This window comes from Streptomyces sp. NPDC101118 (assembly GCF_044759445.1).
Lineage (GTDB): Bacteria > Actinomycetota > Actinomycetes > Streptomycetales > Streptomycetaceae > Streptomyces.
Map to the genome: position 1 here is coordinate 1 of NZ_JBIVZG010000023.1, position 17,908 is coordinate 17,908.

The window sequence follows — 17,908 nt, forward strand, 5'->3', positions numbered from 1 at the left end:
GGTCACCCTTGACCGCCCACCCCGGTCCGGAAGGCAAAATCCCTCGGCGGACAACCCCCGAAAAACGCCCCGGAGGAACACAAGCCACCCACCACCCCCACAGCCGCGACCGGCACCAAGGGAGGGGCATCCCCAGTTCCCCCGCACGACATCCGCCCACCAACGCTCCCGCCCACCCCGCCGCCCCACGGGGCGCGCACCACCGTCCGTAGGCCCACTACTTGGCATAGCGGCCTCCGGGCCGTCTGTGCCCCTTCATAAGCCGCCACAGATCGCTACGCGCTTCGACCGTCTCGGCGGCCGCCAGGCCGTCCAGGGCTGATCATGCCGCCGGCACTCCCGAAGCAGCCGGATCCGAGCCCTCCCGGCGTCTGCACCCGCGGATGACCTGCCGACAATTCCGCTCAGCGGATCTCACGGCCCGGTGGGTGCCGATTCCCTCGTGCCGGGAGGTCGCGGCGTGCTTTTCGCCGTGCCGGCGGGCGAATCATGCCGGTCCGAGCCCTCCCGGCGTCTGCACCCGCGGATGACCTGTCGACAGTTCCGCTCAGCGGATCTCACCGCCCGGTAGGTGCCGATTCCCTTGTGCCGGGAGGCCTCGGCGTCGATTTTCGCGTGCCGGTGGCCGATTGGTGCTGGTCCGAGCCCCGCCGCCGGTGCTGCGTGCCGGTGTCCGGCTCTCCGGTCCGCTGGGCGGAACTCCGGGCCGGAAGCCGGGCGGCGGGCTCAGCCCGTGGCCGTCCTGCTCCCGGTCCGCACCGAGAGGTGCAGTCGCGGGAGGCGCAGGGCGCGGGGGAGGCGGATGCGGAGAGGGGTCGTGATGCGGGCTTCGTGGGAGGCGAGGAGGGCGCGCTCGGTGCGGTCCGTGAGGGGGGTGCTGGGCGTGTTCGTGTCCTTACGCATGGTGGTCTCCTTGCCAATCTCGGGCCAATAACGGGAGTCTGGACCCGGGATTGGCCTGGACGGCAGGGCCAATCAGGGGAGGTTGGCATGGCAAGTGGGCGAGTGGTCCAGACGGCGGACAGGTTCATCGGGAGCCGGCAGCTGACCGGTCTGCTGCCTCCCGACGTCGCCGCGCGCCCCGGGTACCGGGCGCTGGCCGGTGCCGTGCGCGAGCTGATCCTCGACGGGCGGATCCCCCTGCACGTGCGGTTGCCCGCCGAGCGCGACCTCGCCGAGACGGTCGGGGCGAGCCGGGCCACCGTCACCGCGGCGTACGACCTGCTGCGCGAGAGCGGGTACGTACGGTCGCGCCGCGGATCCGGTACGTGGACGGAACTCCCGGCGGGCCACGGCATGGTCGGGGTGCACGGCGTGGCCGGTGTCGAGGCGGCGGGCGGGGCCGTCGACCTGGCGATCGCCGCCATGGGGGCTCCGGAGGGTGCCCTGGAGTCCGCGATGGCCTGGGCCGCGCCCAGGATGGCGCGGCTGGCCCGGCACCACGGGTACCACCCGTACGGGCTGCCGGAGCTGCGGGAGGAGGTGGCCGCGCGGTTCACGCGGCGGGGGCTGCCCACCCGGCCCGAGCAGATCCTGATCACGGCGGGTGCCCAGCAGGCCCTGGTGCTGGTGCTCCAGTTGCTGTGCGGGGCCGGCGACCGCGTGATGACCGAGAACCCCACGTACGCCAACGCCCTCGACGCGCTGCGTCACGCCCGGCTGCGCACGGCCTCCGTGGCGGTGTCGGACGACGGGTGGGACATGGAGATCGCGGAGTCCGCGCTGCGCCAGACCGTGCCCCGGATCGCCTACGTCATCCCCGACTTCCACAACCCCACCGGGGCGCTGATGCCGGAGGAGGACCGGCTGCGGCTGCTGGCGGCCACCCGCAGGACCGGGACCTGGCTGGTGGTCGACGAGACGATCGCCGACATCGCGCTGGACGTGCCCGCGCCGGCGCCGCTCGCCTCGCTGGCGCCGCGCGGCGGCGCCGACCACGTGCTGACCATCGGCTCGCTGAGCAAGACCCACTGGGGCGGTCTGCGGGTCGGGTGGGTGCGGGCGGCCGGCAATCTGGTCACCGAGCTGACCGCTTCCCGGGTCGCGTCCGACATGACCGGCTCGGTGCTGGACCAGCTGATGGCCGTGCCGCTGGTCCGGGACCTGGACGCGGCCCTGCCGGAGCGGCTCGACCGGCTGCGCGAGCGGCGGGCGGCGCTGGTGGGGGCCCTGGAGCGGCACGTGCCCGAGTGGTCCTGGAGGGTGCCGCCCGGCGGGCTCTCGCTCTGGGTGGACCTCGGGGAGCCCGTCAGCTCCGCGCTGTCCGAGCGTGCCGGGGCGGCGGGGGTGCACATCGGGCGCGGCGCCCGCTTCGGGGTCGACCCGGGCACCTTCGAACACCGGCTGAGGATCCCGTACACCCTCGGCGAGGAGGAGCTGGCGCGGGGCGTGCGGCTGCTCGCGGACGCCTTCCACGGCGGGGCGCCCCTCGCGCGGGGCGTGGAGCGGCCGCACTGGGTGGCCTGAGGGGTCCGGGCCCGGGGACGGCCTGAGGGTCCGGGCCCGGGGATGGCCTGAGGGTCCGGGCCCGGGGATGGCCTGAGGGTCCAGCCCCGGGGACGGCCTGAGGGTCCAGGCCCGGGGCTCAGGGGGCGCCGGGGGTGCGGATGAGCTTGCGGGTGGCTGCGAGGGCCACGGCCGCGGTGCGCGAGTCCACGCCGAGCTTGGCGTAGATGTGCACCAGGTGGGACTTGACGGTGGCCTGGCTGAGGAAGAGCTGCTTGCTGATCTGCTGGTTGGAGAGGCCGTCCGCCACCAGCTGGAGGACCTCCAGTTCGCGCTTGGTGAGGGACTCGGCCGGGGTGCGCATGCGGTCCATCAGGCGGTGTGCCACGGCGGGCGCGAGGGCCGACTGGCCCGCCGCGGCCGTACGGACCGCCGCCGCCAGTTCCTCCGGCGGCGCGTCCTTGAGCAGGTAGCCGGAGGCGCCCGCCTCGACCGCGGCCAGGATGTCGGCGTCCGTGTCGTACGTGGTGAGCACCAGGACCCGTGGCGCGCCCGGCCGGCCGGTGATGGCGCGGGTGGCCTCGGAGCCGTGCATGCCGGGGCCGAACTGGAGGTCCATCAGGACCACGTCCAGGTCGAGGCCGGCGGCCAGTTCGACGGCCCGTTCGGCGGTGGCGGCCTCCGCGACGACGGTGAAGTCCGGCTCCGTGTCGAGCACGGCCCGCAGGCCCGCCCGTACGACGGGATGGTCGTCGGCCAGCAGCAGTCTGATGGTCACCGCACCTCCAGCGGCAGGGTCACGGCCACGGCGGTGCCCTGGCCGGGGGCGGACTCCACGGTGAAGGTGCCGCCCAGGGACTCGGCGCGCGAGCGCATGGCGGGCAGGCCGAAGCCGCCGTCCCCCGAGGGCGCGGAGGCGGGGCTGAAGCCCTTGCCGTCGTCCACCACGTCCAGGGTCACGGAGGCGTCCATGAAGGTCAGGGTGATCTCCGCGCGCCCGGCACCGGCGTGCCGGACCACGTTGGCCAGGGCCGACTGCGCGATGCGCAGCAGTGCCACCTCGTACGGGGTGGGCAGCGCGACGGGCGTGCCGCTGAGCGAGAAGCGCACCCGGGGTCCCGGCGAGGCCGCGCACAGCCGTTCCAGGGCGCCGGCCAGCGAGCCGTGTTCCAGGTCGGGCGGGGTGAGCGCCCGTACGAAGCGGCGCGCCTCGGCCAGGTTGGCCTGGGCCTCCTCGCGGGCCCGGGCGATGTGCTCCGCGGCCGGCGCGCCCTCGGGCAGGGACCGCTCGGCGGCCCGCAGCAGCAGCTGGATGGAGGACAGGCCCTGCGCGAGGGTGTCGTGGATCTCCCGGGCCAGCCGTTCGCGCTCGGCCATGATGCCCGCGCCCCGCTCGGCGGCGGCGAGTTCGGCCCGCGTCGTGATCAGCTCCTCGATCAGCTCCCGGCGGCGCTCGCTCTCCCGGTACAGCGCCTGGTAGCCCAGGACGGTCGCCACGGCCACGGCCGCGCCCAGCAGCGGCCCGATGAAGGCCCCCGGGTTGAGCGCCGCGCCGTGCCACACGAAGCTCCCGATGGCCGCGCCCGCGGTCAGCGCCACGGTGGGCAGCGCCCAGCGCACCGGCAGCAGGTGCAGTTCGAGGAAGTACAGCGGGAAGGCGAGCCAGAGCCCCTCGGGGGACGCGGCCAGCAGCCCGAGCCAGGCCGCGCACAGGGCGCCGAGCCAGAGGGCCCCGGCGCGCGGCGAGCGGTGCACCGCGGGGGTGAACACGCCCACGGCGTAGACGGCGCCCATCACGAGGGCGGCGGCCAGCGCGTCGCCCGCGCCGGAGGACCGTACGACGGCGAGCGCCAGCAGCCCGGCGAACAGGGCGTGCAGGCAGCACCGGAGCACGAGTGCGACGGGCGTCAGGGGGCGGGAGTCCATGGTGGAACCAGCCTAAGCCGGGCACCGGCGGCCCCCGGTCAACCGAAAGTTCGATGTCCGGGTGCCACCTTCGATACGAGGATCGCTCCCACGGCGCGATGCCCCGGGGGCCGGGCCGGGACGAGGGTGGGGGACATGTTCGTCGCATGGAGAGACCTGAGGTTCGCCAAGGGGCGGTTCGCCCTCATGGGCACCGTCGTCGTGCTCATCACCCTTCTCGTGGGCCTGCTGTCGGGGCTGACCTCGGGCCTGGCCCGGGAGAACACCTCGGCCGTCACGGGCCTGCCCGCCACCCACCTCGCCTTCGCCGCCCCCGCGGGCGGCCAGCAGGTGTCCTTCACCAATTCGTCGGTGCCGGAGAGCGCCTGGCGGAGCTGGGCCGGCCGGCCCGGCACCACCTCCGCCCAGCCCATCGGCATCCGCACCCTGAACGCCACCGCGGGCGAGCTGAGCGCCGCCGTCTCCGTCTTCGGGGTCGAGCCGGACGGCGGGCTCGCCCCCGCGGCGCCGGGGCCGGGCCGTGCGGTGCTGTCCGAGAAGGCCGCGGCGGAGCTTGGCGTACGCGCCGGGGACCGGATCCGCCTCGGCTCCACCGAGGCGACCGTGGGCGCGGTGCGCGGTGACGCCGCCTACAGCCACACCCCCGTCGTCTGGGTGACCCTCGACGACTGGCAGCAGCCGGCCGGCGGCCCGTCAGGGGACGGACCGCGGGCCACCGTGATCGCGCTGGACCTCGCCGGTTCGGCCGACGTCGCGGCCGGCGACGCGGCGGCCGGCACGAAGACCGAGGCGAAGGACCGGGCGCTGACCGCCATCGGCTCGTACTCGGCGGAGAACGGCTCGCTCCAGCTGATGCGCGGCTTCCTCTTCGCCATCTCCGCCCTGGTCATCGGCGCCTTCTTCACCGTCTGGACCATCCAGCGCAGTGGGGACGTCGCGGTGCTCAAGGCGCTGGGCGCCTCCACCCCGTACCTGCTGAAGGACGCCCTGGGCCAGGCCGTCGTGATGCTCGCCGCGGGCACCGGTCTGGGCACCGCGCTCGCGGCCGGTCTGGGCGCGCTGATCGGCGGCAGCGACGTGCCCTTCGTGCTCGACGCGCCCACCGTGCTCGTCCCGGCCGCCGTGATGATCGTCCTCGGTGTGCTCGGCGCCGCCCTGTCCATCCGGCGCATCACCGCCGTCGACCCGCTCACCGCCCTCGGGAGTGCCCGATGACCTCCACCGCCGCCCTCCAGCTCGACGGCGTCACGCTCACCTACCCCGACGGCGAGGGCCGGCTGACCGCCCTCGACGCCGTGGACCTGGCCGTGCCCGCGGGCACGCTGACGGCCGTGGTCGGACCCTCCGGTTCGGGCAAGTCCAGCCTGCTCGCGGTCGCCGCCACCCTCGTCACGCCGGACAGCGGCCGGGTGGTCGTCGACGGTACGGAGACGGGCGCGCTCGGCGCGGCCGAGAAGGCGGCCCTGCGCCGCGACCGGATCGGCATCGTCTTCCAGCAGCCGAACCTCCTGGCATCCCTGAGCTGCGCCGAGCAGCTCCAGGTGATGGCGCACCTGTCGGGCCGGGGGGACCGGCAGGTGCGTGCCCGCGCGCTGGAGCTGCTGGACGCGGTGGGGCTGGCCGCCCAGGCGGGCCGCCGGCCGCACCAGCTGTCGGGCGGCCAGCGGCAGCGGGTGAACATCGCGCGGGCCCTGATGAACGACCCGGCCGTGCTGCTGGTGGACGAGCCCACCAGCGCGCTGGACCACGAGCGCGGCGCGGCGGTGCTGGACCTGCTGGTCACGCTCACGCGGGAGCGCGGCACGGCGACGGTGCTGGTCACGCACGACCGCACCCATCTGGACCGGATGGACCGGACCGTGGTGATGACCGACGGCCGGCTGGCGGAGGCGGGCCTCCGGGCGGTGTGAGGGCCGCGTCCCTCCCCTCGACCGTACGCGCCACGGCGGCGGCGCGTACCGGCCCGGACCCGGCGGGGTCCGGGAGCCCGGATACCCGGTCCGGGAAAACGCAGGGCCCCCGACCTCTCCGTGGAGGCGGGGGCCCTGGCGCGTTCCTGCGCGGGTCAGGCGGGGTTCTGGTTGGCGAGCGCCACCGACAGCTCGGCCGCCACGCCCTGGAGGATCGGTACGAAGCGCTCGGTCACGGCCTCGGTGACGCGGCCGGCCGGGCCCGAGATGGAGATCGCGGCGGCGGTCGGGGAGTCCGGGACGGAGACCGCCAGGCAGCGGACCCCTATCTCCTGCTCGTTGTCGTCGACCGCGTAGCCGACCTTGCGGACCTGCTCCAGCGCCTCCAGGAAGCCCTCGGGCGTGGTGATCGTCTTCTCGGTGGCGGCGGGCATGCCGGTACGGGCGAGCAGCGCGCGCACCTCGTCGGCCGGGGTGTACGCGAGCAGGGCCTTGCCCACGCCGGTGGAGTGCGGCAGCACCCGGCGGCCGACCTCTGTGAACATGCGCATGGAGTGCTTGGACGGCACCTGGGCGACGTAGACGATCTCGTCCCCGTCGAGCAGGGCCATGTTCGCGGTCTCGCCGGTCTCCTCGACCAGCCGGGTCAGGTACGGCCGGGCCCAGGTGCCGAGCAGGCGCGACGCGGACTCGCCGAGCCGGATCAGGCGGGGGCCGAGGGAGTACCGTCGGTTGGGCTGCTGCCGCACGTACCCGCAGGCGACCAGGGTGCGCATGAGGCGGTGGATGGTGGGCAGGGGCAGTCCGCTCGCGGCGGAGAGTTCGCTCAGGCCGACTTCGCCCCCGGCGTCGGCCATCCGCTCGAGGAGGTCGAAGGCGCGCTCGAGGGACTGGACGCCACCGCTGGCGGCGGGGGATTTGGCGGAAGCGTCGGTGGTGCTGGCGCTGGACGTCGGCACGGCGCGGTCCTTTCGGTGCTGGCAGGCAAGGAAGCAGCCTACCCGGCGGCCGCCCGGCGCCCTAGTGCCAGGGTCACGGCCGTACCCGCCGGTCAGAGGGGGTTTGTCCGGGTGGCTCACGCCCTTGGGGAGTGGGCTTTCCAGCTCACCGTGGCGGTAGCTACGTTCTGTAGAGTGAAATCCTAATTCCATTCTGTGGAAACATCCAATTGCGGCTCACGTGGATCGGGCGTCCCTCCGGGCGCTCTTGACGGGTCCCGGATCGGCGTGAAGACTCCGTCAACAGAACGTTGAATTTCGCTCTGTGGAAGTAGATGGGGAGGTTCCGGGTGTCGGCTGACGTGGAACTGGTACTGCGCTCGACTCGGGTCATCACCCCCGAGGGGACCCGCGCCGCTGCGGTCGCGGTCGCCGCCGGGAAGATCGCCGCCGTGCTGCCGTACGAGGCCGAGGTGCCCGAGGGCGCCCGCCTGGAGGACTTCGGGGACGACGTACTGCTCCCCGGCCTGGTCGACACCCACGTCCACGTGAACGACCCGGGCCGCACCGAGTGGGAAGGCTTCTGGACGGCCACCCGCGCCGCCGCGGCCGGCGGCATCACCACGATCCTCGACATGCCGCTCAACTCCCTGCCGCCCACCACCACCGTGGACCACCTGCGCGTCAAGCAGGACGTGGCCCGCGAGAAGGCCCACGTGGACGTCGGCTTCTGGGGCGGCGCCCTGCCGGACAACGTCAAGGACCTCGCCCCTCTCCACGACGCGGGCGTCTTCGGCTTCAAGTGCTTCCTGTCGCCCTCCGGCGTCGACGAGTTCCCGCACCTGGACCAGGACCAGCTGGCCGCCTCCCTCGCGGAGATCACCGGCTTCGGCGGCCTGATGATCGTCCACGCCGAGGACCCGCACCACCTGGACGCCGCGCCCGTCGTGCCCGGCCCCAAGTACACCGACTTCCTCGCCTCCCGGCCGCGCGACGCCGAGAACACCGCGATCGGCAACCTGATCGCCCAGGCCAAGCGCCTCGGCGCCCGCGTCCACGTGCTGCACCTCTCCTCCAGCGACGCGCTGCCGCTGATCGCCGCAGCCAAGGCCGAGGGCGTGCAGATCACCGTCGAGTCCTGCCCGCACTACCTCACCCTGACGGCCGAGGAAGTGCCGGACGGCGCGAGCGAGTTCAAGTGCTGCCCGCCCATCCGCGAGGCCTCCAACCAGGACCTCCTGTGGGACGCGCTGGCCGACGGCACGATCGACTGCATCGTCTCCGACCACTCGCCGTCCACCGCGGACCTGAAGACGGACGACTTCTCCACCGCCTGGGGCGGCATCTCCTCCCTCCAGCTGGGCCTGCCCGCCATCTGGACCGAGGCGCGCAAGCGCGGCGGCAGCCTGGAGGACGTCGTCCGCTGGATGTCCGAGGCCCCCGCACGCCTCGCGGGCCTCACCCAGAAGGGCGCCATCGAGGCCGGCCGGGACGCCGACTTCGCCGTGCTGGCCCCCGAAGAGACCTTCACCGTGGACCCGGGCGAGCTGCACCACCGCAACCAGGTCACGGCGTACGCGGGCAAGACCCTGCACGGCGTCGTGAAGTCCACCTGGCTGCGCGGTGTCCGGATCGCCGCCCACGGAACCCCGACCGAGCCCACCGGCCTCCTCCTCGAAAGGCAGAACTGACAGTGGCGATCCCTTCTTTCACCGGTAACGCGAACCCGTACGGAGGCGGCGACCCGTACGCCGACTACCGCACGGCCGAGTTCCCGTTCACCCAGTACGCGAACCTCGCCGCCCGCGAGCTCGGCGCCGGTGTCATCGCCGCCAACGACGAGTTCTTCGCCCAGCGCGAGAACCTCCTGATCTCCGAGGCCGCCCACTTCGACCCCGAGGACTTCGGCCACAAGGGCAAGGTCATGGACGGCTGGGAGACCCGCCGCCGCCGCGGCGTCTCCGCCACCCAGCCCTGGCCCACCGCCGAGGACCACGACTGGGCCCTCGTACGCCTGGGCGCCCCCGGCGTGATCCGCGGCATCGTGGTCGACACCGCCCACTTCCGCGGCAACATGCCGCAGGCCGTGTCCATCGAGGGCACCAACTGGGAGGGCGCCCTCGCCCCCACCCCCGAGGAGCTCCTCGGCGACGACGTGAAGTGGACGACCCTCGTCCCGCGCACCCCGGTCGGCGGCCACGCGGCCAACGGCTTCGAGGTGACCGTCGAGCAGCGCTTCACGCACCTGCGCGTCAACCAGCACCCCGACGGCGGCATCGCCCGCCTGCGCGTCCACGGCGAGGTCCTCCCGGACCCGAAGTGGCTCGCCACCCTGGGCTCCTTCGACGTGGTCGCGCTGGAGAACGGCGGCTCGGTCCAGGACGCCTCCAACCGCTTCTACTCGCCGCCGACCAACACCATCAACCCGGGCCGCTCCCGCAAGATGGACGACGGCTGGGAGACCGCCCGCCGCCGCGACAACGGCAACGACTGGATCCGCTACCAGCTCGTCGCCGAGTCCGAGATCCGCGCGATCGAGATCGACACCGCCTACCTGAAGGGCAACTCGGCCGGCTGGGCCTCGCTGTCCGTCAAGACCGGCGAGGAGGGCGAGTGGCAGGAGTTCCTCCCGCGCACCCGCCTGCAGCCCGACACCAACCACCGCTTCGTGCTGGACACCCCGGCGGTCGGCACCCACGTCCGGATCGACATCTTCCCGGACGGCGGCTTCTCCCGCCTGCGCCTGTACGGCTCGCTGACGGAGGCCGGCACGGCCGCCCTGACGGCCCGCCACCAGGAGCTGGGCGGCTGACACCGCGGCACATGAGACCCGGGCGGAGCGACACCCGCCCGTGACCCGGGACGTGACCGGACCGACATCCGGCCACGGCCCAGGGACAGCCCTCGGGGCGCACCGGCAGACAGCACCGGTGCGCCCCTTGGCGTACCCGGGGAGGCCCGGGGCCTCTGCCGGGTGTGCGGCGGGCGGGTGGTCGTACGGCAGGCCTCAGGCTCTGCGGAAGCCCGTACGCAACGCAAGCCGTGCGGCAGGCCCCGGCCCCTACGCCGCCTCAGGCCGCGTGGCCGCCGTCCACCGCGAACTCCGCGCCCGTGACGTACGCGGCCTCGTCGCCGGCCAGGAAGGCGACCACGGCCGCCACCTCGTCCGGCGCGCCGAAGCGGCCGAGGGCGGTCATCGCGGCCTGGCCCCCTGCGTACGGGCCGCCGGCCGGGTTCATGTCGGTGTCGACCGGACCCGGGTGGACCACGTTGGCGGTGACGCCCCGCTCGCCCATCTCCCGGGCGAGGGCCTTGGTCAGCCCGGTCAGCGCCGCCTTGCTCATCGCGTACAGCGTGCCGCCGGGGCCGGGTACCCGCTGGGTGATGCAGCTGCCGATGTTGATCACCCGGCCACCCGGGCCCAGGTGCGCGGCGGCGGCCTGCGCCGCGAGGAACGCGCCCCGCACGTTGACCGCCAGCACCCGGTCCACGTCGGCGAGGCCGAGCCCCTCCAGCGGGCCGAGCACCCCGATCCCGGCGTTGTTGACCAGCACGTCGAGCCGCCCCAGCTCCGCGGCCGCACGGTCCACCGCGCCGGCGACCGCCGCCGGGTCGGCGGCGTCCGCGCGGATCGCGAGACCCCGGCGTCCGGCGGACTCGACCTTCCGCACCACCGCGCGGGCCGCGTCCTCGTCGTGCACGTAGGTGAAGGCCACGTCCGCGCCCTCGGCGGCCAGCCGCAGCACGGCCGCCGCCCCCATGCCCCGGCTCCCGCCGGTCACCAGCGCCACCTTCCCCCCGAGCCGCCCGCCCCCGGGCCCGGCGACCCCGACCGCCCGCACCGTGCCCGCGGTGCGCCCCGCGTCCCCGGCCGCGTCCCCGGTCCGCACCGTGCCCGCCGTCCCCATCGCGTCCTCGCCCATGACCGCGCTCCTTCCGTCCGCCGGCTCCGTGCCGACAACTGGTTGCGCATTCAATGAAATCGTCGGCGCCCCGCCACCGCTGGCAGGAATCCGACCTGGCGTACGGAGCCCCGGGGCCGGCCCGGCCCCGGGGCGGAAATCCCGGTGCCGGCGGGGCCCGCCCCCGTATAGCGTGATCACGTTTCCGTGCGAGCCGCCGTCGTCTCCACCCGTCCGTGCGCGCATCCCGCCGCACCGCGACAGCTTCTGGAGTCCCGGACCGTGACGACCGCTCCCGCCCTCGCCGCCCCCGCCCTCGCGCCCCGCCGTGCCTGGCTGACCGACCTGCCCGTGCTGCTGGTCGCCGTCGTCTGGGGCGGCAGCTACCTCGCCGCCAAGGACATCTCCACCCCCGCCACGGTGACCGCCGTGCTCGTCCTCCGGTTCGCCGTCGCCCTTCCGGTGCTCGCCGTCGCCGGGCGGCGCGGGCTGCGGGCACTGAGTGCCGCCCAGTGGCGGGGCGCGGGGCTGCTCGGGCTGGTCCTCGGCGTCATCCTGCTGCTGGAGACCTACGGCGTCGTCCACACCAGCGCCACCAACGCCGGTCTGATCATCAGCCTCACCATGATCCTCACGCCGCTCGCCGAGGCGGCCCTGACCCGGGCCCGGCCCTCCGGCGGGTTCCTCGCGGCCGCCGCCCTCTCCCTCGCCGGGGTCGTGCTGCTCACGCAGGGCGGCGGCTTCACCGCCCCCTCCACCGGCGACCTGCTCGTCCTGCTGGCGGCGGGTGCCCGTACCGTGCACGTGCTGCTGATGGCCCGGATGGCCGCCGTCCGCGGTGCCGACGCGCTGCCCCTGACGACCGCACAGTTCGGGGGCGCCCTCGCCCTGTTCGTCCTGCTGGCCCTCCTGCCCGGCTCGGGCGCCGCGCCCTGGAGCGCCGCCGCCGCGTTCGGCGCCCGGGAGTGGGCCGGACTGCTGTTCCTCGCCCTCTTCTGCACCCTCTTCGCGTTCTTCGTGCAGATGTGGGCCGTACGCCGCACCTCGCCCTCCCGCGTGAGCCTGCTGCTCGGCACCGAACCCCTCTGGGCCGCCCTCGCCGGCGTCCTCGTCGGCGGCGAACACCTCGGTGCCTGGGGCCTGTCGGGAGCCGCGCTCGTACTCGCCGGCACCGCCTGGGGCCGCCGCGCCGCCACCGCCCCGGGGCACTGAACGCGTGTCCGGATCCCGACCCCGCCCGCGCGGCAGGGCCGTACCCTGACCGCAAGCGGAGGCAGGGGAGGGCGCGCATGCCGGTCATGGACATCAGCTCGTACGCCGAGGACTTCAACGCGAACCCGTACCCGTACTACGCGAAGCTCCGCGAGTCCGGACCCGTCCACCGCATCCGGGACGCGGGGACCGAGAGCGTCTGGCTGGTCGTCGGCCACCAGGAGGCCCGGCAGGCACTCGCCCACCCCGCCCTGTCGAAGAACTGGCAGATCTCCGGCCTGTTCGACCGCACCGAGGTCGCCGCGGTCAACTCCAACATGCTGGAGTCCGACCCGCCCCGCCACACCCGCCTGCGCGGGCTGGTGGCCCGCGAGTTCACCGCCCGCCGCGTGGCGGCCCTGCGCCCGCGGGTCCACGAGGTCACCGAGGGGCTGCTCGACGCCATGGCGGCGGACGGGGCCCGCCGGGCCGACCTCGTCGGCGCCCTCGCGTTCCCGCTCCCGATGACCGTCATCTGCGAGCTGCTAGGCGTCCCCGACCTGGACCGCGCGAGCTTCCGGGCCTGGTCCAACGAGGTGGTGGCCCCCACCGGGGCCGAGCCCGAGGCCCAGGCCCTCACCGCCATGGGCGGCTACCTCACCGAGCTGATCGCGGACAAGCGCCGGGCCCCGGGCGAGGACCTGCTCAGCGCCCTGATCAGGACCCAGGACGAGGACGGCGACCGGCTCACCCCCGACGAGCTGGTCGGCATGGCCTTCCTGCTGCTGGTCGCCGGCCACGAGACCACCGTCAACCTGATAGCCAACGGGGTACGGGCCCTCCTCGCCCACCCCGGCCAGCTCGCCGCGCTCCGCGCCGACCCGGGCCTGCTGGACGGCGCCGTGGAGGAGATGCTGCGCTACGACGGACCGGTCGAATCGGCCACCTTCCGCTTCGCCCGCGAGGACGTGGAGCTGGGCGGCACCGTGATACCCGCCGGGCAGCCCGTGATGATCTCGCTGGCCGCAGCCGACCGCGACCCGGCCCGCTTCGCCGCACCCGACACCTTCGACATCCGCCGCGCCCCCCAGGGCCACCTGGCCTTCGGGCACGGCATCCACTTCTGCATCGGCGCCCCGCTGGCCCGCATGGAGGGCCGGATCGCGGTCGGGGCCCTGCTGGAGCGCTTCCCGGACCTGGCCGCGGACCCCGACGCGGGCCCGCCCGAGTGGATCCCCGGCACCCTGATCCGGGGCGTGAAGCGGCTCCCGGTGACCTGGTAGCCCCCGCCCATGCCCCCCACGGCACCACCGGAAGGCGCGCCCGCTCCCGAAGGCGCGTCCGTTCCCGACGGCGCGCCCGCCCCCGGAAGAGCGTCCGTTCCCGATGGCGCGCCCGCCCCCGGAAGAGCAGCCGTCCCCGAAGCCCCGCCCCTCCCCGCCTCAGGCAGCGGCCGACGGACGCCCCGTGGCGATCTCCGGCAGGGCCACCGGCCGCCGCTCCCGCCGCGACAGCTCACAGGCCTCCGCGATCCGCAGGGCCGCCAGCCCCTCGTCGCCCGGGCAGGGGTTCGGCCCCTCGCCGCGCACCAGTCGCACGAAGGCGTCCAGCTCCGCCTCGTACGCCGGGGCGAACCGCTCCAGGAAGCCCGTCCAGGGCTTGCGCGCAGGCGGCGGGCCCAGCGGTTCCGTCGAGGCGATCGGCGTACGGTCGTCCAGCCCGGCCGACACCTGGTCCAGCTCCCCGGCCAGCTCCATCCGGACGTCGTACCCGGCGCCGTTGCAGCGGGTGCCCGTGGCGGTCACCAGCGTCCCGTCGTCCAGGGTCAGCAGGGCCGCCGCCGTGTCGACGTCGCCCGCCTCCCGGAAGGCCGGCGGCCCCGCGTCCGACCCGGTCGCGTACACGTCGACGACCTCGCGCCCGGTCACCCAGCGCACCATGTCGAAGTCGTGCACCAGGCAGTCCCGGTACAGCCCGCCCGAGGTCGGCAGGTACCCGGGCGGCGGGGGCGCCGGGTCCGCGGTCATCGTCCGTACGGTGTGCAGCCGGCCCAGCGCCCCGGAGCGCACCAGCTCCCGGGCGGTCCGGTAGCCCGCGTCGAAGCGCCGCATGAAGCCCAGCTGGAGCACCCCGCCCGCCGCCGACACCTCGTACAGCGCCTCCAGCGTCCCGGCCAGGTCGGCCGCCACCGGCTTCTCGCAGAACACCGGCAGCCCCGCCCGGGCGGCCCGCACGATCAGCCCGGCGTGCGCCGCGGTGGAGCAGGCGATCACCACGGCGTCGACGCCCCAGGTGAACACGGCGTCCACGGTGGGCGCGGCGGTGGCACCCAGCCGGTCGGCGAGGGCCGCGGCCCGCGCCGGTTCGGCGTCGGCCAGCAGCAGCGACCCCGCCTGGGGGTGCCTGCTGAGCGCCGCCGCGTGGAAGGTACCGATCCGGCCGGTTCCGATCAGCCCGATACGCATGGATTCAACGTGGCCCCGGCCGGTCCGCCTGTCAATGTCTGGTCCGCTCCGACCATGGCCTTCGCCCCGCCCTGACCCGATGACGGCCGCCGGCCACCCGGTGGCGGATACTTGGGCGGCTGGCACCGGTTTGACCGGATTGCAGCGGTGTACGGGAAGGCGCCGCGCCGTACCCACGGCTCGGCGGAACACCAGGAACCAGGGAAGGGAAGGGCGCGGCGACGTGGCCAGGATCGGTACAGGGGCGCGGATCGCGGGCGTGCTGCTCGCGACGGTGCTGGGAGCCTCCCTCGCGGGGTGCAGCAGTACGGGCGGCAAGCGCGCCGAGGAGGCCCGGAAGGCGGCGGCGGCCGGGCGGCCGGCCGTGTCCACCCCGCGCTGGACCTTCGCGATGGTCACGCACGCGGGAGACGGCGACACCTTCTGGGACATCGTGCAGAAGGGCGCCAAGGAGGCCGCCGCCAAGGACAACATCAACTTCGTCTACTCCCACGACGACCAGGCACAGCAGCAGGCCCAGTTCGTCCAGAACGCGATCGACCAGAAGGTCGACGGCCTGATCGTCTCCCTCGCCAAGCCCGAGGCCCTCAAGGACGTCGTCGGGAAGGCGGTCCGGGCCGGCATCCCCGTCATCACGGTGAACTCGGGATCCGCCCAGTCCCGGGAGTACGGCGCCCTCACCCACATCGGCCAGGACGAGACCATCGCCGGCGAGGCCGTGGGCACCGAGCTGACGGAGCGGGGCCGCAAGAAGGCCGTCTGCGTCCTGCACGAACAGGGCAACGTCGGCCACGAGCAGCGCTGCGCCGGGGCGAAGAAGACCTTCGGCGGCACCCTGGAGAACCTGTACGTCGAGGGCACCAACATGCCCTCCGTCCAGGCGGCGATCCAGGCCAAGCTCCAGGCCGACCCATCCGTCGACGCCGTCGTCACCCTCGGCGCGCCCTTCGCGGCCACCGCGGTCAAGGCCGGGCAGGCGGCCGGCAGCAAGGCGGAGGTCGACACCTTCGACCTGAACCCGCAGGTCGCCGCCGGCCTCAAGGACGGCACCCTCGGCTTCGCCGTCGACCAGCAGCCGTACCTCCAGGGGTACGAGGCCGTGGACCTGCTCTGGCTCTACCGCTACAACGCGGACGTGCTCGGCGGCGGCCGGCCGGTGCTCACCGGCCCGCAGATCGTGGACGCCGCCGACGCCGCGAAGCTCACCGAGTACATCCAGCGGGGCACCCGATGAGCAGTGCCGCCGCCGCGGACGAGCGCCTGGCGCACGTCTCCCTCGTCCGCAGGCTCCTCACCCGGCCCGAGCTGGGCGCGGTGGTGGGCGCCGCCGCCGTCTTCGTCTTCTTCGCGTTCGCCGCGGACACCTTCCTGCAGGCCAGCAGCCTGAGCACGATCCTGTACTCGGCCTCCACCATCGGGATCATGGCCGTGCCGGTGGCGCTGCTGATGATCGGCGGCGAGTTCGACCTCTCGGCCGGCGTGATGGTCACCACCTCGGCGCTGGTCTCCTCGATGTTCAGCTACCAGATGACCGCGAACGTCTGGGTGGGCGTCGGGGTGTCCCTGCTGGTCACCCTGGCCATCGGCTTCTTCAACGGCTTCATGCTGACCCGCACCGGCCTGCCGAGCTTCATCATCACCCTCGGCACCTTCCTGATGCTGACCGGCCTGAACCTCGGCTTCACCAAGCTGATCAGCGGCGCCGTCTCCACGAAGTCCATCGCCGACATGGAGGGCTTCCCCTCCGCCCGCGCCGTCTTCGCCTCCCAGTGGGACGTGGGCGGGGTCACCCTCAAGATCACCATCCTCTGGTGGCTGGGCCTGGTGGCCCTCGCCACCTGGATCCTGCTGCGCACCCGGGCCGGGAACTGGATCTTCGCGGTGGGCGGCGGCGCACCGGCCGCCCGCGCCGTGGGCGTTCCCGTGGTGAAGACCCGCATCGGCCTCTACATGGGCGTCGGGCTCTGCGCATGGATCTCCGGCCAGCACATCCTCTTCTCGTTCGACGTCGTCCAGTCGGGCGAGGGCGTCGGGAACGAGTTCCTCTACATCATCGCCGCCGTGATCGGCGGCTGTCTGATGACCGGCGGCTACGGCTCGGCCATCGGCTCCGCCGTCGGCGCGTTCATCTTCGGCATGACCAGCAACGGCATCGTGTACGCCCAGTGGAACCCCGACTGGTTCAAGTTCTTCCTGGGCGCGATGCTCCTTCTCGCCACCCTGCTCAACGCCTGGGTGCGCAAGCGAGCGGAGGCGAGCAAGTGACCGCGCTCATCGAACTGGACCGGGTCGGCAAGCACTACGGCAACATCCGCGCCCTCGACGACGTCTCCCTGGAGGTCTCCGCCGGCGAGATCACCTGCGTGCTCGGCGACAACGGGGCCGGCAAGTCCACCCTCATCAAGATCATCGCGGGGCTGCACCAGCACGACGCCGGCACCTTCAGGATCGAGGGCGAGGAAACCCGCCTCGCCAACCCCCGCGCCGCGCTCGACCGGGGCATCGCCACCGTCTACCAGGACCTGGCCGTCGTCCCCCTGATGCCCGTATGGCGCAACTTCTTCCTCGGATCCGAACCCACCAGGGGCCGGGGCCCCTTCCGCCGCCTCGACACCGCCCTCATGCGGGCGACCACCCGGTCCGAGCTGCTGCGCATGGGCATCGACCTGCGCGACGTCGACCAGCCCATCGGCACCCTCTCGGGCGGCGAGCGGCAGTGCGTGGCCATCGCCCGCGCGGTCCACTTCGGCGCGAAGGTGCTGGTCCTCGACGAACCCACCGCTGCCCTCGGCGTGAAGCAGTCCGGGGTCGTGCTCAAGTACGTCGCCGCGGCCCGTGACGCGGGTCTCGGCGTGGTCCTCATCACCCACAACCCGCACCACGCCCACCTCGTCGGGGACCGCTTCGTGCTGCTGAAACGCGGCACGATGGCGGGCAGCCACACCCGCGACTCCATCACCCTCGACGAGCTGACCCGCCAGATGGCGGGCGGATCGGAGCTCGAGGAACTGAGCCACGAACTGGAGCGGGTGGCAGAATCGGCAGACAGGGGACCCGCGCCCCACGGGGCACGGCAACCCCCCGAGGACACCGCCACCACACCCGCCACCCCCGACCACTGAGGGACACCA

At 73.9% G+C, this 17,908-nt stretch carries 16 protein-coding genes; 10 read left to right on the forward strand and 6 right to left on the reverse strand.

Annotated features, from left to right (window positions below):
* Nucleotides 1-726: 726 nt before the first annotated feature.
* Entirely contained in the window at nt 727-903 is a 177-nt protein-coding gene (locus ACIQUQ_RS29175) for a hypothetical protein (protein WP_403981743.1), read from the reverse strand.
* Nucleotides 904-990: 87 nt separating this feature from the next.
* Here ACIQUQ_RS29175 and ACIQUQ_RS29180 point away from each other — a divergent pair, with 87 nt between their 5' ends.
* Complete coding sequence (locus ACIQUQ_RS29180) at nt 991-2,466, forward strand: PLP-dependent aminotransferase family protein (RefSeq protein WP_403981747.1); 1,476 nt, start codon at nt 991-993, stop codon at nt 2,464-2,466.
* 118 nt (nt 2,467-2,584) lie between these two features.
* On the opposite strand, the gene ACIQUQ_RS29185 is transcribed toward ACIQUQ_RS29180, so the two are convergent.
* Both ACIQUQ_RS29185 and ACIQUQ_RS29190 read right to left on the reverse strand, forming a co-directional pair.
* Nucleotides 2,585-3,223 carry a response regulator gene (locus tag ACIQUQ_RS29185; protein WP_403981750.1) on the reverse strand — a complete coding sequence of 213 codons (639 nt, stop codon included), beginning with the start codon at nt 3,221-3,223 and terminating at the stop codon, nt 2,585-2,587.
* Nucleotides 3,220-4,371 carry a sensor histidine kinase gene (locus tag ACIQUQ_RS29190; protein ID WP_403981753.1) on the reverse strand — a complete coding sequence of 384 codons (1,152 nt, stop codon included), beginning with the start codon at nt 4,369-4,371 and terminating at the stop codon, nt 3,220-3,222. Before ACIQUQ_RS29190 ends, ACIQUQ_RS29185 begins: the two co-directional genes overlap by 4 nt.
* Before the next feature lie 135 nt (nt 4,372-4,506).
* Here ACIQUQ_RS29190 and ACIQUQ_RS29195 point away from each other — a divergent pair, with 135 nt between their 5' ends.
* Together ACIQUQ_RS29195 and ACIQUQ_RS29200 are read left to right on the forward strand one after the other, a co-directional pair.
* Nucleotides 4,507-5,586 (forward strand): ABC transporter permease, encoded by a 1,080-nt coding sequence (locus ACIQUQ_RS29195; protein WP_403981756.1) that lies wholly within the window; start codon nt 4,507-4,509, stop codon nt 5,584-5,586.
* Nucleotides 5,583-6,281 (forward strand): ABC transporter ATP-binding protein, encoded by a 699-nt coding sequence (locus ACIQUQ_RS29200; protein WP_403981758.1) that lies wholly within the window; start codon nt 5,583-5,585, stop codon nt 6,279-6,281. The genes ACIQUQ_RS29195 and ACIQUQ_RS29200 overlap by 4 nt, the downstream gene beginning before the upstream one ends.
* Before the next feature lie 155 nt (nt 6,282-6,436).
* Here the strand turns inward: ACIQUQ_RS29200 and ACIQUQ_RS29205 are convergent, their stop codons facing one another.
* On the reverse strand, nt 6,437-7,240 hold the full coding sequence (locus tag ACIQUQ_RS29205) for an IclR family transcriptional regulator (protein WP_399940884.1): 804 nt from the start codon (nt 7,238-7,240) through the stop codon (nt 6,437-6,439).
* Nucleotides 7,241-7,554: 314 nt separating this feature from the next.
* Here ACIQUQ_RS29205 and allB point away from each other — a divergent pair, with 314 nt between their 5' ends.
* The gene (allB, locus tag ACIQUQ_RS29210; RefSeq protein WP_403981761.1) at nt 7,555-8,910 is read left to right on the forward strand and encodes an allantoinase AllB; all 1,356 of its coding nucleotides are present in this window, start codon (nt 7,555-7,557) and stop codon (nt 8,908-8,910) included.
* 2 nt (nt 8,911-8,912) lie between these two features.
* Nucleotides 8,913-10,031 (forward strand): allantoicase, encoded by a 1,119-nt coding sequence (alc, locus tag ACIQUQ_RS29215; RefSeq protein ID WP_403981763.1) that lies wholly within the window; start codon nt 8,913-8,915, stop codon nt 10,029-10,031.
* Between the two features lie 259 nt (nt 10,032-10,290).
* Here alc and ACIQUQ_RS29220 read toward each other — a convergent pair whose 3' ends face one another.
* Complete coding sequence (locus ACIQUQ_RS29220) at nt 10,291-11,142, reverse strand: SDR family oxidoreductase (protein WP_403981765.1); 852 nt, start codon at nt 11,140-11,142, stop codon at nt 10,291-10,293.
* Nucleotides 11,143-11,403: 261 nt separating this feature from the next.
* On the opposite strand from ACIQUQ_RS29220, the gene ACIQUQ_RS29225 reads away from it, so the two are divergent.
* Together ACIQUQ_RS29225 and ACIQUQ_RS29230 are read left to right on the forward strand one after the other, a co-directional pair.
* On the forward strand, nt 11,404-12,333 hold the full coding sequence (locus tag ACIQUQ_RS29225; protein WP_403981767.1) for a DMT family transporter: 930 nt from the start codon (nt 11,404-11,406) through the stop codon (nt 12,331-12,333).
* 77 nt (nt 12,334-12,410) lie between these two features.
* Nucleotides 12,411-13,595 (forward strand): cytochrome P450, encoded by a 1,185-nt coding sequence (locus ACIQUQ_RS29230; RefSeq protein WP_403981770.1) that lies wholly within the window; start codon nt 12,411-12,413, stop codon nt 13,593-13,595.
* 159 nt (nt 13,596-13,754) lie between these two features.
* Here ACIQUQ_RS29230 and ACIQUQ_RS29235 read toward each other — a convergent pair whose 3' ends face one another.
* The gene (locus ACIQUQ_RS29235) at nt 13,755-14,777 is read right to left on the reverse strand and encodes a Gfo/Idh/MocA family oxidoreductase (RefSeq protein ID WP_403981773.1); all 1,023 of its coding nucleotides are present in this window, start codon (nt 14,775-14,777) and stop codon (nt 13,755-13,757) included.
* A 223-nt stretch (nt 14,778-15,000) separates the two neighbouring features.
* Here ACIQUQ_RS29235 and ACIQUQ_RS29240 point away from each other — a divergent pair, with 223 nt between their 5' ends.
* Genes ACIQUQ_RS29240 through ACIQUQ_RS29250 form a run of 3 tightly spaced genes read left to right on the forward strand, consistent with a single transcriptional unit; the run spans nt 15,001 to nt 17,899 of the window.
* Complete coding sequence (locus ACIQUQ_RS29240) at nt 15,001-16,011, forward strand: sugar ABC transporter substrate-binding protein (protein ID WP_403981775.1); 1,011 nt, start codon at nt 15,001-15,003, stop codon at nt 16,009-16,011.
* Nucleotides 16,008-17,042 carry an ABC transporter permease gene (locus tag ACIQUQ_RS29245; protein ID WP_403981777.1) on the forward strand — a complete coding sequence of 345 codons (1,035 nt, stop codon included), beginning with the start codon at nt 16,008-16,010 and terminating at the stop codon, nt 17,040-17,042. Before ACIQUQ_RS29240 ends, ACIQUQ_RS29245 begins: the two co-directional genes overlap by 4 nt.
* A complete protein-coding gene (locus ACIQUQ_RS29250; RefSeq protein ID WP_403981779.1) occupies nt 17,039-17,899 on the forward strand; it encodes an ATP-binding cassette domain-containing protein in 861 nt (286 codons plus the stop codon). The genes ACIQUQ_RS29245 and ACIQUQ_RS29250 overlap by 4 nt, the downstream gene beginning before the upstream one ends.
* The last annotated feature ends 9 nt before the right edge of the window (nt 17,900-17,908 follow it).

Coding starts and splice junctions, on each gene's coding strand:
- ACIQUQ_RS29190 (WP_403981753.1), bottom strand. CDS start 4,371: ATGGACTCCCGCCCCCTGACGCCCGTCGCACTCGTGCTCCGGTGCTGC.
- ACIQUQ_RS29195 (WP_403981756.1), top strand. CDS start 4,507: ATGTTCGTCGCATGGAGAGACCTGAGGTTCGCCAAGGGGCGGTTCGCC.
- ACIQUQ_RS29220 (WP_403981765.1), bottom strand. CDS start 11,142: ATGGGCGAGGACGCGATGGGGACGGCGGGCACGGTGCGGACCGGGGAC.
- ACIQUQ_RS29230 (WP_403981770.1), top strand. CDS start 12,411: ATGCCGGTCATGGACATCAGCTCGTACGCCGAGGACTTCAACGCGAAC.
- allB (WP_403981761.1), top strand. CDS start 7,555: ATGGGGAGGTTCCGGGTGTCGGCTGACGTGGAACTGGTACTGCGCTCG.
- ACIQUQ_RS29245 (WP_403981777.1), top strand. CDS start 16,008: ATGAGCAGTGCCGCCGCCGCGGACGAGCGCCTGGCGCACGTCTCCCTC.
- ACIQUQ_RS29235 (WP_403981773.1), bottom strand. CDS start 14,777: ATGCGTATCGGGCTGATCGGAACCGGCCGGATCGGTACCTTCCACGCG.
- ACIQUQ_RS29200 (WP_403981758.1), top strand. CDS start 5,583: ATGACCTCCACCGCCGCCCTCCAGCTCGACGGCGTCACGCTCACCTAC.
- ACIQUQ_RS29175 (WP_403981743.1), bottom strand. CDS start 903: ATGCGTAAGGACACGAACACGCCCAGCACCCCCCTCACGGACCGCACC.
- ACIQUQ_RS29180 (WP_403981747.1), top strand. CDS start 991: ATGGCAAGTGGGCGAGTGGTCCAGACGGCGGACAGGTTCATCGGGAGC.